The 14,992-nt window shown below is 43.1% G+C and carries 16 protein-coding genes; 13 read left to right on the top strand and 3 right to left on the bottom strand.

Going from position 1 to position 14,992, the window contains the following annotated elements:
* Nucleotides 1–235 precede the first annotated feature (235 nt).
* Nucleotides 236–1,147 carry a hypothetical protein gene (locus tag PT964_RS10110; RefSeq protein ID WP_274363225.1) on the top strand — a complete coding sequence of 304 codons (912 nt, stop codon included), beginning with the start codon at nt 236–238 and terminating at the stop codon, nt 1,145–1,147.
* Nucleotides 1,148–1,264: 117 nt separating this feature from the next.
* On the opposite strand, the gene PT964_RS10105 is transcribed toward PT964_RS10110, so the two are convergent.
* Nucleotides 1,265–1,999, bottom strand: coding sequence for a GTP pyrophosphokinase (locus tag PT964_RS10105; RefSeq protein ID WP_274363224.1), 735 nt, complete (start codon nt 1,997–1,999; stop codon nt 1,265–1,267).
* Between the two features lie 304 nt (nt 2,000–2,303).
* On the opposite strand from PT964_RS10105, the gene PT964_RS26530 reads away from it, so the two are divergent.
* The 9 genes from PT964_RS26530 (at nt 2,304) to PT964_RS10065 (ending at nt 10,894) form a co-directional block, all read left to right on the top strand.
* Complete coding sequence (locus PT964_RS26530) at nt 2,304–2,735, top strand: M20/M25/M40 family metallo-hydrolase (RefSeq protein ID WP_425262697.1); 432 nt, start codon at nt 2,304–2,306, stop codon at nt 2,733–2,735.
* The gene (locus tag PT964_RS26525; RefSeq protein WP_425262696.1) at nt 2,710–3,078 is read left to right on the top strand and encodes a M20/M25/M40 family metallo-hydrolase; all 369 of its coding nucleotides are present in this window, start codon (nt 2,710–2,712) and stop codon (nt 3,076–3,078) included. The genes PT964_RS26530 and PT964_RS26525 overlap by 26 nt, the downstream gene beginning before the upstream one ends.
* A 249-nt stretch (nt 3,079–3,327) precedes the next feature.
* The gene (locus tag PT964_RS10095; RefSeq protein WP_274363223.1) at nt 3,328–4,356 is read left to right on the top strand and encodes a helix-turn-helix transcriptional regulator; all 1,029 of its coding nucleotides are present in this window, start codon (nt 3,328–3,330) and stop codon (nt 4,354–4,356) included.
* Between the two features lie 50 nt (nt 4,357–4,406).
* Nucleotides 4,407–5,201 (top strand): SDR family NAD(P)-dependent oxidoreductase, encoded by a 795-nt coding sequence (locus tag PT964_RS10090; protein ID WP_274363222.1) that lies wholly within the window; start codon nt 4,407–4,409, stop codon nt 5,199–5,201.
* Nucleotides 5,202–5,625: 424 nt separating this feature from the next.
* Nucleotides 5,626–6,159 carry a hypothetical protein gene (locus tag PT964_RS10085; RefSeq protein WP_274363221.1) on the top strand — a complete coding sequence of 178 codons (534 nt, stop codon included), beginning with the start codon at nt 5,626–5,628 and terminating at the stop codon, nt 6,157–6,159.
* Nucleotides 6,152–8,125, top strand: a complete 1,974-nt coding sequence (locus PT964_RS10080) for a hypothetical protein (RefSeq protein ID WP_274363220.1) — start codon at nt 6,152–6,154, stop codon at nt 8,123–8,125. Before PT964_RS10085 ends, PT964_RS10080 begins: the two co-directional genes overlap by 8 nt.
* A 30-nt stretch (nt 8,126–8,155) precedes the next feature.
* Nucleotides 8,156–9,187 carry an ATP-binding protein gene (locus tag PT964_RS10075; protein WP_274363219.1) on the top strand — a complete coding sequence of 344 codons (1,032 nt, stop codon included), beginning with the start codon at nt 8,156–8,158 and terminating at the stop codon, nt 9,185–9,187.
* 32 nt (nt 9,188–9,219) lie between these two features.
* A complete protein-coding gene (locus PT964_RS10070; RefSeq protein ID WP_274363218.1) occupies nt 9,220–10,611 on the top strand; it encodes a hypothetical protein in 1,392 nt (463 codons plus the stop codon).
* A 22-nt stretch (nt 10,612–10,633) separates the two neighbouring features.
* Nucleotides 10,634–10,894: a hypothetical protein gene (locus tag PT964_RS10065; protein ID WP_274363217.1), complete on the top strand. Its 261-nt coding sequence runs from the start codon at nt 10,634–10,636 to the stop codon at nt 10,892–10,894.
* A gap of 441 nt (nt 10,895–11,335) precedes the next feature.
* Here PT964_RS10065 and PT964_RS10060 read toward each other — a convergent pair whose 3' ends face one another.
* Nucleotides 11,336–11,761: a transposase gene (locus PT964_RS10060; RefSeq protein ID WP_274363216.1), complete on the bottom strand. Its 426-nt coding sequence runs from the start codon at nt 11,759–11,761 to the stop codon at nt 11,336–11,338.
* Between the two features lie 76 nt (nt 11,762–11,837).
* Complete coding sequence (locus PT964_RS10055) at nt 11,838–12,227, bottom strand: IS630 family transposase (RefSeq protein WP_254611240.1); 390 nt, start codon at nt 12,225–12,227, stop codon at nt 11,838–11,840.
* A gap of 274 nt (nt 12,228–12,501) precedes the next feature.
* Here PT964_RS10055 and PT964_RS10050 point away from each other — a divergent pair, with 274 nt between their 5' ends.
* The 3 genes from PT964_RS10050 (at nt 12,502) to PT964_RS10045 (ending at nt 14,831) form a co-directional block, all read left to right on the top strand.
* Entirely contained in the window at nt 12,502–12,849 is a 348-nt protein-coding gene (locus PT964_RS10050) for a hypothetical protein (RefSeq protein ID WP_254611199.1), read from the top strand.
* A 216-nt stretch (nt 12,850–13,065) separates the two neighbouring features.
* Nucleotides 13,066–13,566 carry a CBO0543 family protein gene (locus PT964_RS26420; RefSeq protein WP_337995021.1) on the top strand — a complete coding sequence of 167 codons (501 nt, stop codon included), beginning with the start codon at nt 13,066–13,068 and terminating at the stop codon, nt 13,564–13,566.
* A gap of 221 nt (nt 13,567–13,787) precedes the next feature.
* Nucleotides 13,788–14,831 carry a YkvI family membrane protein gene (locus PT964_RS10045; RefSeq protein ID WP_107338601.1) on the top strand — a complete coding sequence of 348 codons (1,044 nt, stop codon included), beginning with the start codon at nt 13,788–13,790 and terminating at the stop codon, nt 14,829–14,831.
* Nucleotides 14,832–14,992: the final 161 nt, after the last annotated feature.

Genomic DNA, 14,992 nt, shown 5'->3' with positions numbered 1-14,992 from the left:
TGGAACAATGATTGTTCGTTAAACATGCCGTCGTAGTTTTTTTTATGTACATTAGGACATTTGTGTCGAAGCTCCACGACAATAACCGTCTTACGTATATCTGTTATTATCATTGATTGCGGTCATACCGCATTTTTTTGCGTGGGTTATTTCATTATTTGCGCAATGTTATGTCTCTTTTTGCAATACGATGAGAAAGAGTCGAATCCAGATATTATGATGGAGGAATAGATTTATGCTAAAAGTCGTAAGGAATGTAATTGAAATTGAAAAGTTGAAAAACAAAAACGAGCGACTTTTTGGAGATTCGAAATCGATTGTGTGGGTAGGGTTACTTGGTATCGCTTTAAGTCTCTTTTTTCTGGTCATTATCGCATGTAAAAGCGGATTTGTCCCACCAGACGGAGACTTGTATAAACCTTTCTCGTTTAACGCTGCCTTAGGGCTGTTTCTCCTGAACCTAGCTGCTTTTATTCCTTTCTCCGGGATGACGGGAAGGGGATTAACGATTTGGAAAAGAAGTATGGCTTTATCTGCCACCGGTGCTTACTTGATTGAATCCATTCAGCCGCTTCGAGGGATCGACCCGCGTTTCGCAAGAAATGGTGTTTTGTCCGATATATTAATCGGAGCCGTCGGAATGAGTTCATTATCCTTATCCATAATGGTATTAACTGGTATATTGGGTTGGAAAATATTCCGAGCTAGCGGATCCCGAAAACTGTTACTCTACAGCCTCCGGTGGTCAATGGTCTTGATCGCAATAGGCTTTGCTATTGGTTTCATAATGTTTGTTTCAGTCATCGTATCGGACTATCGAGATCAATACAGCATTTTCAATTGGTTGGCTGCTCACGGTTTTGCATTCCATAGTCTACAGTCGTTCCCAATTGTAGCGCTTTTATTAGAAGGTCGGGGAGCACAAGGGAAAAAAATTATTAATGTTGTTGGAGTAATCTGGGTGACAGTTATGTTGCTTTTAAGTATACAAACATACCTCGAACAATCAATTGTGGAAGGACCCATTTTCATCGCGAATATTTTTTTGTTAGCCACATACTTGTGCATCTTGGTGTTTAGTTTTTATGATTTTAAACGAAGGGACAGAATAACATGTTATACGAATGCGGCATCTGTAAAACGATGACGTTCACTATTACATGTCGTTAAAAATGTCGGTGACGAAATAAACAGCCACAAACATTGGCGGTTTTGAATTCACCGTCCTTTGAAGTGGCTGATGACAGCTTTGTATTTTATTGTATTAATCTTTTCCTTGTCCTTGATCAATCAGTTCCAGTAGCGCGGCGGGAATTGTGAACTGTTCATTGCGGATGCTTATCCGTTTCAATTGATCTCCGATGACCTCAATTTGGTTTTCTTTAATTTCCGAGATTTCCTTGTGCAACCGCTCCATCTGTTTATCCAATGCAGCGGCGGAGTCCGCGGCCTCCTTCAATTCCTTCAGCAGCCGAGGCGGTACCGATTGGCTGTATTTGTAAAAAATTTTATGCTCCAGGCTCGCCCAGAAATCCATTGCAATCGTCCGTATTTGCACTTCTACAAACACATTCTCCTGCCGATCGGACATATATACAGGAACTTCAACAATGAGATGAAGGCTCTGATATCCGTTAGGTTTCGGATTTTGAATGTAATCTTTAACTTCTACTATAGTTAGGTCACTTTGGCTGCGGAGCATGTCACTAATTTGATAAATGTCCGTCACGAAAGAACAGGTGATCCGAAGTCCGGCAATATCTTTAATATTTGCTCTAATGCTTGGAAAGTTGAAATCGCAGCCTTTGCGGAACAATTTGTTCATAATGCTTTCCGGCGTTTTCAGCCGGGATTTCGTATGTTCGATCGGGTTGTAGTCATGCAAAAATTGAAATTCTTCCTTCAAAATTTCAACTTTAGTTTCTAAGGCGTCAAGTGCGAACTTATACATCATCATGAACCGGGTGATTTCATCTTTGAATTTTTTCAATTGTTTCATGGGTAGTGTCCGAGGTGTTGGATTAGTCAACGCAAATCACCCTTCTAATGCTTATTGGTTTTTCGATTACGAAAGTTTTTATACGAACATTATGCAAAGAACCGTGAGAACAGTCAATTTTATTTATTGCATTAAAGATCCAAAAAACTACAGTACGGAAGTGCGAGCAACGTTTTCCAGGCGTTTTTTACGCCAAAAGGCGTTGACAGCATCTTACCTGCCAGGAACTTCCCGGACATGCGCATATCGGCAAGTACCGCGATATTAAAGTCGTATATAATTTGAGAAGGGAGTTGAAGATGTAATGGAAATCAATTGGCTGGCAGAAGTGGAAAAAAGAAAGGATAATCTTTTAAAGGATTTGGAAGGCTTATTGCGTATTGCGAGTGTTAAGGATTTAACAACGAGTACTCCCGAATATCCAATGGGGGAAAAGATTGGCGAAGCATTGGATTATGTTTTGGCATTAGCCCAAAATGAGGGTTTTAAAACTAAAAATTTAGGCGGCTTTGCCGGGTTTGCTGAATGGGGAGAGTCTGAAGATTATATTGGGGTACTTGCCCATGTCGACGTGGTTCCAGCCCCTGGAAAATGGACAACACCACCTTATGAGCCAACTATTCGAGAAGGAAAGCTCTATGCCCGCGGTACCATTGATGATAAAGGACCGGGAATGGCTGCATTTTATGCGTTGAAGATATTGAAGGACCTTGGCCATTCGCTTCCCATTAAATAATGATTACCAACATACCATTGAAATGATCACGAAAAAAGCTGAGACTGGTCATTTCACAATCACTGATGCGCGGCAATTCTCTACACATTATATCCCTGCCGATCATCCAATGATTAAAACGCTACAATTGGCTTATCAATCGATTACAGGGGATGAACCCACACTTTTAACATCGGGCGGGGCAACGTATGCGTCGTTATTGAAAAATACAGTGGCTTACGGTGCGCTTTTCCCTGGTAAGATGGATAGTTCTCACCAAATTGATGAATTTATAGAAATCGATGATTTAATCAAAGCGACAGCCATCTACGCCAAAGCATTGTATGAATTAAGTCACTTATAAAACAAAGATCAGGTATGACGATTAGCCAACATACCTGATCTTTTGCTTACTTTTTTATCTAACTTTCTTATTGCATACTGAACTCATAATACGACGGGCAACGATACCGCAAAAATACAGCCCGCTGGCTTGGTTCGGCTAAAGAATAGATGACGCTGCCCGACGTTTAAGCTATAATCAGAAGGATCAATGGTCCACGGGCTCCGTGGACCATTTGCAATTGGACTTTGTCCTTGGAGGTCGACAGCCATGAACACTGCTTCCGCAGACCGCATCAAGATCGCGCCAGGCTTCTGGACAAGCCTAAGAGGAATAGGGGTAGAACCCATTGACGTAGCGCGCCAAGCCCGTCTACCGCTAACCGTCATCAACGAGCCGTTAGTCACGACCGCCCAATATTACTCGATCTGGCAAGCTTATTTCAAACTAGTCGGAGACACCGCTACGGGAATCATCAAGCTTGCAACCGCGTACGAGACGGCTCAGTATCCACCAGCCGCCTTGGCGACCTTCCACGCTCGCGACTACCGGGATGCGCTTTACAGAATGGCGAGCTATAAGCAAATGTGCCCTCCGGAAAACTTGCGCATTCGGGAAGAAGGCGAGCAATGCTCTATTGAATTAACGTATCAGCATGCCGAGCAACCCGGACCGCCGGTGCTTATCGGCGTCACGCTCGCTTTCCTGCTTGAGCTCGGGCGCCGGGGAACCGGCCGTCATCTGACGGCTCGTTCCGTCGAATTCATACACCCCATGGGCGACGTTCAAGCCCTTGAAGGTTATTTCGGATGCCGCGTTCGGATGGGGGCGGACCGTAATCGGCTAACGCTGTATCGCGGCGATCTGGACCGTCCCTTCGCTTCGTACAACGAAGAGCTTCTCGAGATCCTGACTCCTGCCTTGGATCGTACGCTGGATGAACGACAGAGCCAGCTCACCGTGAGTGCTAAGGTGAAGTGGATCTTGTCTCGAAGCCTAACGCGAGGGCCAATCGACATTCAAACAGTAGCCTCCGAGCTGGGGATGAGCGATCGCACTCTGCAGCGCAGACTGACGGACGAAGGCGCAAGCTTCAAACAGTTGCTGGCGCAAACCAGACACGAGCAGGCTCTCTATTATTTGGCAGACCCGTCGCTAGAAATCAAAGAGGTCGCTTTTCTCGTCGGCTACGAGGACCAGAATTCGTTCTATCGCGCGTTCCGCTCATGGGAAGGGGAGACTCCCGTCAATTGGCGCGTCGCGCAAGAGCATTGTCGTTCCCCGCTAGTTACTGAGTAGGCAAAACAAAGTATCATTATGCCTATCCAAGTCATAGGGAGTGCAGGCAGATGGATATGGGATTGAAGAATAAGTTGGCTTTAGTAACGGGATCAACCAGAGGCATAGGAAAGGCGATTGCCATTGAACTTGCCAGAGAAGGTGTTCACGTTCTCGTAAATGGTCGGAACAACGATGACGTAGAGCGCACGGTTGCGGAAATCCGAGCGGCGTTCCCGGAAACGAAACCTCGGAATGCAACAGCCGATCTAGTCGATGCGCGGCAAAGAGAAGCTTTAATCGCGAAGTTCCCACACGTCGATATTCTCGTCAACAGCATGGGCATCTATGAGATCATGTCCTATGATGACGTAGACGATGCCGTATGGGAGAAGTACTTCCGCACGAACGTTCTCGCCGCCAACGGCTTAAGCAAGTTTTATTTGCCTTCCATGCTGAGCCGCGAATACGGCCGCATTATCTTTATTGCAAGCGAGGAGGCCGTCATGCCTTCCGGACAGATGCCTCAATACGGCGTGACCAAATCCATGCTGTTGTCGTTGTCCAAGAGCTTGTCCAAGCTGACTCGCGGCGCCGAGGTTACCGTGAACACGATCCTTCCGGGACCGACCCTCTCCGAGAACGTGCAGCAGATCATCGAGAGCATTTACTCGAATGAAGAGATGACCTTCGAGGCTAAGGAGAAAGACTTTATGAAGAAGAACTTGCCTCAATCCGAAATCCAACGGTTTATCAGACCTGCGGAGATCGGCCGATTGACTGCTTTCATCTGCAGCCCGATGGCTTCCGCCTTTAAAGGCTCTCCGATCCGCATGGACGGAGGAATGGTACCGACAATATTTTAATTTTTTTGTGCTCACTGTAAATTACAACATGAAGCCGCCGAAGGGGATGTCGGCGGTTTCGCTGCGCTAAATGAGCAGGAACCATAATATAGATCTGAGGTAGAGTTAGGGGACGATAGTGTCCAATGACACAAACATGCCATAATTAATACTCAATAAAATCAAGGGTTCTTATTAGTTGAAAGGGGATGTTTGTGTCCTAGCTCAGTGACACAAACATCCCCTTTTACGTATCTGGTGACACAAACATATACTTATAAGGCGCGAAAATTATTTACCGAAAATTATGACTATGATAAGATAATAGCAAAATCTTGTCAAAAAAAGGTGTTTTATGTACGAGCCAATTCCTATTAAACGAAGCAGTCGGTATGGAAGTAGCTATTGGGAAAGGTATAGTTACAAGCTTCAAAGGGACGTTCAATTGTTCGGTGATCTTAAGTACGATCATTGGATATTGGTCGAAACGGATCCCAACATTCTTAAATTTTGCGAAAGACCAAACAGTGAGAAACTGCTAGAAAATAATTTACATAAGGTTTTTGATATGTGGCAGCTTGAACGAAACGGAAAAGAAACGTTTGTAAACGTAAGATATAAAAACCAAGAGACTGATCATGAGAGGTTAGAAAAATGGTGCTTTAAATCAGGATATGACTATAAAGTACTCTACGAAGAGGACATACGCGGACAAGATCTTTACCTGAAAAATATGAAGTGGTTACTGCCATATATCGGTCAACGGAATATTCCCATCGAAACGGATAAAAGGCACATTCTACGTGCTCTTGGTGACGAAACTAAAACTATCGGAGAGTTGCAAAGCATATGTTCAACAATTCCGATCAGTCGTATCAGAGAAACCATATATTTCTTAATTTATTCAGGAGAACTAATTGCATCCAATATAAAGGAAGTCGAATTAGGAATCTTGACCGAGGTGAAGCGAATTGGGTAGAAAACGGATTTTAGAAAATGTCGAAATTGAACCGAAATATTTGGATATAAACAACTGGCCAGTCGTTTTAACCGACCATTGGTCGGAAGAACGTAAAGAGGTTTTCCTTAAAAGGAAAGCTGCAGTCGAAATGTATCTAAGCGATCGACCAATTCGTGAAATAACGGAAGAGACGGGTTTAGACCAAAAGGAAGTGCACCGTTTCGTTAAAAGATGTTTTATGCCAGACGACAACGGATATATCTGGGGTTATCGAGCGCTTGTTCCCCATAAGAAGGTCACCACTTATTCAAGAAAAAAATTGCCTACTCAAGAGCAACACAAGACCGGTGTAAAATTAACGGGTGTTTTCCAATTGCTATTAAAAACATATCCTTCGATCCGTGAAACTATTGTCGATTATTACTTCAGGAAACAGAAGAAAAAAGTGTCCGAACCCGCGATTTTGGTTCAGCATCTTCATCCGAAATTTTTAAATGCCTGCCGCGCTGTTGGCATATCGGAACTTGAATATCCCTTTAACACGCAAGATTTAGGGCGCCGTTCCTTGTATCGGTACATTGAAAAACTTGAAAAAGAATATCCCTCCGAATCCGCTAAAAGGACCGGGGAAGAAGCGGTAAGACAGCTTAAACATTCTGGGGCGGGCGAAAAAAATGAAATGTCTATCATGCGTCCATTCGAACGAGTCGAATTCGATGCTCATGCGATAGACGCCATAATCGCCATCAAATTCAAAAACATTAACGGCGACGAATATATTGAGATCATGGATCGGATATGGCTCTTATCCATTATTGATGTAGCTACCCGGGTTTCATTAGGTCACCATTTATGTTTAAAATCCCAGTACTCGGTTATGGATGTTTTGGAATGCATTCGTAATGCAATAATTCCTTGGGCCCCAAAAAAATTAACTATACCTGGCCTTAAATACCCTGAAAACGGTGGACATCATTCTACGGCAATTCCGGAAACGGAGTGGGCAGTTTGGAATGAATTTTGTTTCGATAACTTCCAGGCACATATGGCGGAGATCGTTAGACAACGTTTAAAAGAATTGGTTGGTTGTGCCGTAAATGCCGGTCCCATCAGCACCCCTGAGCGACGTCCCTTTATCGAACGTTTTTTTGGAATGCTGGCTAACAACGGATATAAAAGACTGGTCAATACGACAGGCAATAATCCTAAAGATGTAAAACGAAAACAACCTGAAAAAGCGGCAATACAGTACGAAATTACAGTTGATGAGATCGAACAGCTTACGGAAGTTTTGATAGCAAACTATAACAACGAGCCGCATAGTGGCTTAAACTATTTAAAACCGTTGGAAGTGATGAGACAGCGCGTCGTCATGCGTGATATGATGCCGCGAACGATGACTGAGGAAAAAAGAAATGAAGATTATTTTTTATGTTACACAACAAAAAGGACAATCCAAGGAAATGTGAAAGAAGGCAAGAGGCCATTTATTACCTTTGAAGGGGTCCCATACAGAAGCGAAGTCTTATCGAGAAGCTTTAAGCTAATCGGCCAGGAACTTCACCTCGTCGTCAATATTAAAGACCTCCGAGTTGTAAAAGCGTTTTTTAAGGATGGCACAGAATTTGGCTATCTCACAGCTAGCGGAAAGTGGGGAATCACCCCACACACCTTACAAATGAGGAAACAAATTAATAAATTGGTTAGCCGAAAAATCATTTACTTATCAGAAACAGATGACCCCGTTGAATCCTTGCATAATCATTTGGAGCAACGTGCGAAGAAGAATAAGAAGTCCCGGAATGAGCTTGAGCATTTAAGAAAATACCGTAATCAAAATAAAAGTACCCCAGAGGCCGATAATACCGCGGCGGATTATGTTACTCCACAAAAAACGGAGAAGATGATAGGTACACCGAGCACGATTAGACGTAATGAAGATCTGGAAAAGCTACGCCAGAAGTTTAAAACCATCACATTTTAATAATAGGATGCCAAGGAGTATTGAAAAGAGATGGCAAACACTATGCACGATTCGCAAGATGCCGATATTTATCTAGATACAAACAGACCTCTAATACCCGTTGGTTCCCATCCAATCGAAACGGGTGAGTACCTGATTCCTACAAACCCTGTCCTTCTAATGTTTCAAGATGTGGCCCGGTGGATTAATTACAGGTACCCCGGGGGAATTATTTACGGAAGACCAAGACTAGGAAAGACACGGGCTATCGAGTTTCTTTTGCGTGCGTTACCAAATCATTTTGGCAACAGCTTGCCGGTGTTCCATATCAAAAGCCAGCACATTAAATTAGCAAATGAAGGCAGCTTTTTTGAGGCGCTTTTGAAAGATGTCGGTCATAAAATTCCTTTCTCAGGTAAGCCAAGCGTGAAACGAGACAGGTTATACAAATATTTGCTCGAAAGAGGCAGCCAGTCTAAACAAAAACGAGTCGTCTTGTTTATTGATGAAGCGCAGGTTCTGCACGATTTACAATATGGCTGGCTAATGGATGTATTTAACGAATTGGATGCTTCTCGCATTGCTTTAACAGTAGTACTTGTCGGTCAAGAACAATTACGTCATCAAAGAACGGCATACATGCAGGCAAATGAGGATCAAATTATTGGTAGATTTATGGTCCACGAGCACCGGTTTACCGGGATTAAAACCGCCGAAGATTTGCGGATCTGTTTGAAAAACTTCGATGAAAATAGTGAATTCCCAGCAGGAAGCGGTTGGTCGTTTACTCGATACTTTTTCCCCGGAGCATTTGCAGCAGGGGAGAGATTGGAGCATTTTACGGAAGACATTTTCAATATTTTTGTTTCTTTGCATCAGGAGTCTAAGATTTCTTCCAAAATCGAAATTCCCATGCAGTATGTAATCGCGTCGATTGAACAAGCTTTACGTGAGTATGGAGTAGGAGGGGAGCTGCAGACGAGGTGGCTGACAACTGCTTTATGGAAAGAAGCGATCCGCAGCTCAGGTTATATTAATGCGGAACTGCGAATTCCGGCGATAGAGGAAGATTCAGAGGAATAGGGGATAACAAATATCCCAAGGAGAATGAAGAAATGATTTCCCTGGAACAGTACCAAAAAACGGATACGATCTACTCTTTAACTTGGAACCCAAATTGGGTTTGCGATTTGGAATCATCTTGGTCGATTTTTGAAAAAATTAAATACTCCAATCGTGCTGAAAAGAGAGATTTGTTTTCCGTATTCGGAAATGAAAGAGTGCGACATCTAAAGTCTGTTCAAGGAATCAGAGATCATAATCTTTATACGCTATATGCCTTTGATGATAATGCTTTCATGGACATACTTGGATTCCGTTTGAAACAATACACCCTCGATTGCATAATTGGCATTTCAGGGTTCCTATACAAGAACGACATTCACCACGAATATTTAAGAAGTCCGACAGCCAATAATTCCTATCGTTATTTTCGAAGCAATATTCATTTTTGTTTAGATTGTATGAAATCCGGGTACCATAGCATCTTGCATCAATTTAAATTGATCTATTATTGCCCGTTTCATTTAACGCGGCTTCTTGCCGCTTGTCCTCAATGCCATACTTCGGTTCCATATGAACTTTCCGACAGGTACTTCCAAGCACCCTTTGTTTGTAATTGCGGTTATGCATTTATGGAAAATAAAAATCCGTACCACAGTGAGTGGGGGAAACTTAAATTTGAACATGTTCGGGATCAATCCATTAATCAATGGCTTATGCTGAGTCAAGAGGAAAAATTATGTTTAAGCAGGGTTCACCTCTATTATCGTAATGATTTTGATAAAATTCCCGATTTATTGAATTTCCTATTTGACTCTATAAATAAACACACTATCGATTACGAAGCACCTAATCTCATAAGATCTTATTCCCCTATCTTTCAAAAAGCCGAACGTCCTCATAAAAATGCGAGTGACTCCGGTAAAATTAACAAAATGGAACCTATAGAAAGTTGGTTTGAACTTGAGTCATTTCACCATAACGCTAGAATCTCAAGGATACTGTCTGAACTTGAACAGTCCTCAAATTTAACAATGAAATCCATCTCAAAATATCTAAGAAACACACTCTTATCAAAACATAAATCTTGTATTAAAAGATTCACTAACATTTCAAAAGAGAAGGGGGCGGCCCATCCACCCATTTGTCCATTTGCATACGCTTACGTTATGTGGAAAAAGTCTTTATGGGGAATACCCAGATATTATGACGTTGAGGATAGACCCTTCTATAGGGAAGGTTCTACTTTGCAGAAAATTTCATCGGTGTGTGATCGCCGTTATATTGTCGATTTGGTGGATGCATGGATACGTAGATTTCCAATTAAAACCCCGGTTGATCTCATACGTTTAAAATGGATGATTAATAAAGCAACCGGCCACCTGGCATTGTTGCATTTTAAGACTTGGTTAAAAAAAAGCGCCATCCTATGCTGCAAATTTTAAAATTGCTTATTATCCAGAAATTATGGAAAACGAAACTCCGGTTTTTGCTTTTTCTTTTCCGGAAGCACCTGATCTTTCTGTATCATTTATTTCTAGACCGGATGAAGAAGAATTGAACTGGTTACTACAAGCCAGTAACATCATTTGTCCTTATCCAACAATAAGAAAACGCAGAAAAAAGCCGACAGAAATTTCACATCATCCTTTACGCCTTGCAATGGAAAAAATAAATGAAGCGGACCGAGCTTATATGGAGAAAAATAAAAAATTTAAGTCAATTTAAATGTGTCTTAAGTCTGTCTGTCAAAAAATAAGGATTCTTTGTGGTTTTCTGATAAAATAGAGCAGCGGTACGATGTCAAGCCCCTAAGATAACATAACTTTTGCCAGCTGCTTAATTTTTAGGGGTGACCCGAAAATAGGCAACACCAAGCTAGACCCACCCTACCTAGAAAATTAAAGATATTTCCATCAAAACTAGGAACTGGTAGATAAGTAAAATGAAGTTATGTCAAGCATTTTGTCGGATCACCTCTTGAGGTTCGTAGAGTCGGTTGGTTCGCATCAGATAATCGACCAACCGCACTAATTTACGAGCTGTAAGCGCAAGGGCACGTTTTTCGGCGTATTTCGCCGGCTCCGCTTTTTTGAGGTTGTAGTACTGCGCAAATACTGTGTCGTGCACCTGGACACTCTTTGCGGCTTCGGTGAAGTAGTACTTCAACTAACGGTTGCCGGACTTAATAAGCCGAGATTCAACGCCTTTAAAATTACCGGACTGGTTTTCCGTCCATGCGAGTCCGCCGTACTTGGCTAGTTTCATATGGTTTGGAAAACGCTGAATGTCTACGATCTCTGAAAGGATGCCAGCTGCGAAAATGGGGCCGATTCCGGGTACAGACGTGAGGGTCTGTGGAATGGTCACCAAATTTTCTTCGATCGCCTTTTGTAGCGATTTGGGCTGCTCTTGAAGAGAACGGATGATTCGAATGTTCGAAGCCATCGCAAAGTTAACGGCATCAGCCATGGCCTTAGGCAAGCGGTAGGAAGAACGCGCCGCTTTCTGCAAAGCCTGAACCACTTCTTTCGGGTTCTCAAAGCGATTCTTGCCACACTCGATGATGAAGGCCGTTAGGTCTTCGACAGACATGTTAACGACGTCCTCGACGCTACGGAAATTGCTCGATGACGGCCAGACTAGTAGAACGTTCTAAAGTATCGTTAGATTACGAAACCGACCCATCCAAACCATATTTCCAACGAAACGGAACCGGATTGGCGTTCACTTCCTGCAGGTATTGTTCAATGCGTTCCTTCAATTCTTCTTTTGATTGAACACGAATATGCCGCAGCGCCTGTTTGGTCATTTTAGCGAAGAACACTTCGATGATGTTGAGCCATGAACCATGTTTAGGCGTAAATATAAACTCGAACCGCCCAGGCACGGTCTCCAAATATGCCCTGGTTTCCTTCGAAGTATGGGAGGAGTGGTTATCCAAAATAATTTGGATTCGTAATCCCGGTTCGTAGGTGCTGTCCAACTTTTTGAGGAAGTTCACAAATTCCTTGCTGCGATGGCGATCTTCTACTGAACCGACCACTTTACCTGTAACCAGATCGATGCCTGCCAGTCAGCTAAGCGTACCGTACCGCTTGTACTCCGGGTCACGTCCGATCGTCGGGTGTTCGCTAGGAACGGGCGGCAAATCTTCTGCCGTGTTGCCGATCGCTTGAATGCCGGCCGAGGACGCATATAATGACGTGATCCAACTTTGAGGAGTGATGAATTATGTCCATCNGGCGGCAAATCTTCTGCCGTGTTGCCGATCGCTTGAATGCCGGCCGAGGACGCATATAATGACGTGATCCAACTTTGAGGAGTGATGAATTATGTCCATCGCGGCTCAAACAAGTACAAAGAGTTTACCTCCCTTTTCCATATGGGGAGTTCATGCATCTGTCGCCGAAAGACCGGTTGTGTGGGGCAAACTCGTGATGTGTGCTTTGCCGGACCAACAAATTCAAGGCACCATCCAATTCCGCGGAACACCGATTCCGATTGAAGGAAGCTGGAATGAAAGCGCTCAGCAGATCGTGTTTCATTACTCCTACGCCGCTTACTCCGGCCATTTAACCATGTATGACGATGTCCAGATTCAACTTCGGCATCTGATTCTCACCGGACGCCTGCAGATGCTCCCCCCTCTTTACAGGCGGGCGAATATGGAACCTGAGTAGCGACAACTGATATAAGCTTGGCGGGTTATAGCGGCTATGTCCCACCGCAACCGCCTTCAACTTCTTTGCCGCCGGTTGGCGTATTTGTAACGTCGAATATACTGTATGAAATGATCGGTACCCGGATAACGGAAAGGGGTGGCATCGGTGGACGAAAATTAGATTCATCATGTAATCGAACAAGCCTATCAATTGATTGTCTAAGCACACCGCAACATGACTGACATTTGGCGCACTCACGTACTATTTACGCGACAATGGTGGTTGGGAGTAGGTTTATCGATATGCCCCTGGCTATTTTGGATCGGATTTCGGGATAAGAGAGCTACGGGACAGTTTCTCCTATCCGGGTTTATGATGATTATCGTGTCGTCGTGGCTGGACCAGCTTGGGATTGCCATGGGACTTTGGCATTATCACTGGGAAGTCATACCATTCATGCCCGCTAATTTTCCATGGGATTTTTCACTTCTTCCCGTCACGGTTATGTTCTTACACCAGTACAAGTCTGGCATACATCCGTTGTTCAAAGCTCTCCTATTTGGGGGATTTTCCGCTTTTGTGGCCGAGCCGGTCTCACAAATGGCCGATTTATACCACCCCGTTCACTGGAAACATACATATTCGTTTCCTATCTATGTGGGGCTATATCTGCTGGCTTCGAGCATCGCCAAGCGGGGCGTTGATTGCACAGATTCATCCTCGGTAGATAAATAAAGGCCAAAACCATAAGTTTACCGATTCCAAAAATCATGCCCAGATTCATGAGCTGCATATTTACCATGTCATTGTTAAAGACTCAAGTTTGTTAATTGATGATCTACCGGACCACTATCGATTCTCGTCATAACGGCTGACAACGAGTTCCTTTTGGAATAAGCATTTTTTTTAAGCATAGAATTTAATGATTCTATTCTCTACCAGGACATGGGTGAAATATGAAGAAAAATACAAATATGATAATACAAATCGCCGCAACATATACGGGAACCGTGGTGGGAGCCGGATTTGCTTCAGGACAGTCGATTATGCAGTTTTTCACGGTATACGGAGCCTATGGGGTATTAGGCATTTTATGCAGCACCTTTCTTTTTGTGTGGATCGGCACTAAAATGATGATTCTAGCTCACCATATCAAAGCATTTTCATATCAGGAGTTTAATGTTTATCTGTTTGGCAAGATTTTCGGCAAAGTCGCAAATGCCTTGACTTTTATTATTCTATTTGGGGTAACGGCCGTGATGCTTTCAGGAACCGGTACCATTTTCGAAGAACAACTCCGTCTACCCTATCAACTGGGTATTATCATCAGCATCGTTTTGTGTTATCTGGTGATGACGAAGGAAATCAGCGGAATTATGTTCGTAAACTCGTTAGTTGTTCCCATGATGCTTTTTTTCACTATTCTCCTTGTCGTAAAGGTTGTCAGAATAGACAATATTTTTGATATAGTCGGTTGGCAGAACCAACAACTGTACAATTTGAAGTGGTTCGTGAGTCCGTTTGTGTATGCAGGATTGAATTTTGCTTTTATTCTAGCCGTTATGGTTCCTCTGGGGAGTGAGGTGGATGACGAAAGCGCATTAAAATGGGGAGGGTTTTGGGGAGGCATTGGTCTTGGTTTTATGCTTCTTGTCAGCCATTTTGCAATGAGCTCAAAGATGCCCGAGATTCTTCAATACGATATTCCGATGGCCGAGATTATTCGAGATTTCGGGCGGTTTTTTCATGTATTGTTTTTGCTCGTAATCTATGGAGAAATATTCACCACATTGATAGGCAATGTTTTCGGAATTTCTCGTCAAATCCAAAGTCTATATAATCTTCCTAAAAGTTGGTTAGTTCTTGGCATATTACTTGCTAGTTTTTTGATTAGTCAAGCCGGTTTCACCTCCTTACTTACTTATCTTTATCCGCTATTTGGGTATATGGGTTTGATACTTCTTATTTTTTTAGCAGCTCAACGGATGCCCAGGGACTAAGTCTCCATATTTTTATAAGTTGATTCGGCACGAAATCCAACTATTGGGTAATTATGCTACTATCGGAATTAAGGCACAGGGTTCCATCGATCCAACTTCTTATTTCCAAGACTTTTGGCCTGCCGTCTTAATAGCTAACATAAATGACCTCCATAAGAATA

It is taken from the genome of Paenibacillus thermotolerans, from assembly GCF_028745515.1.
Taxonomy (GTDB): Bacteria; Bacillota; Bacilli; order Paenibacillales; family YIM-B00363; genus Paenibacillus_AE; species Paenibacillus_AE thermotolerans.
Note: the sequence above shows the minus strand (reverse complement) of the source record. Positions and strands in the feature narration are given on the sequence as shown.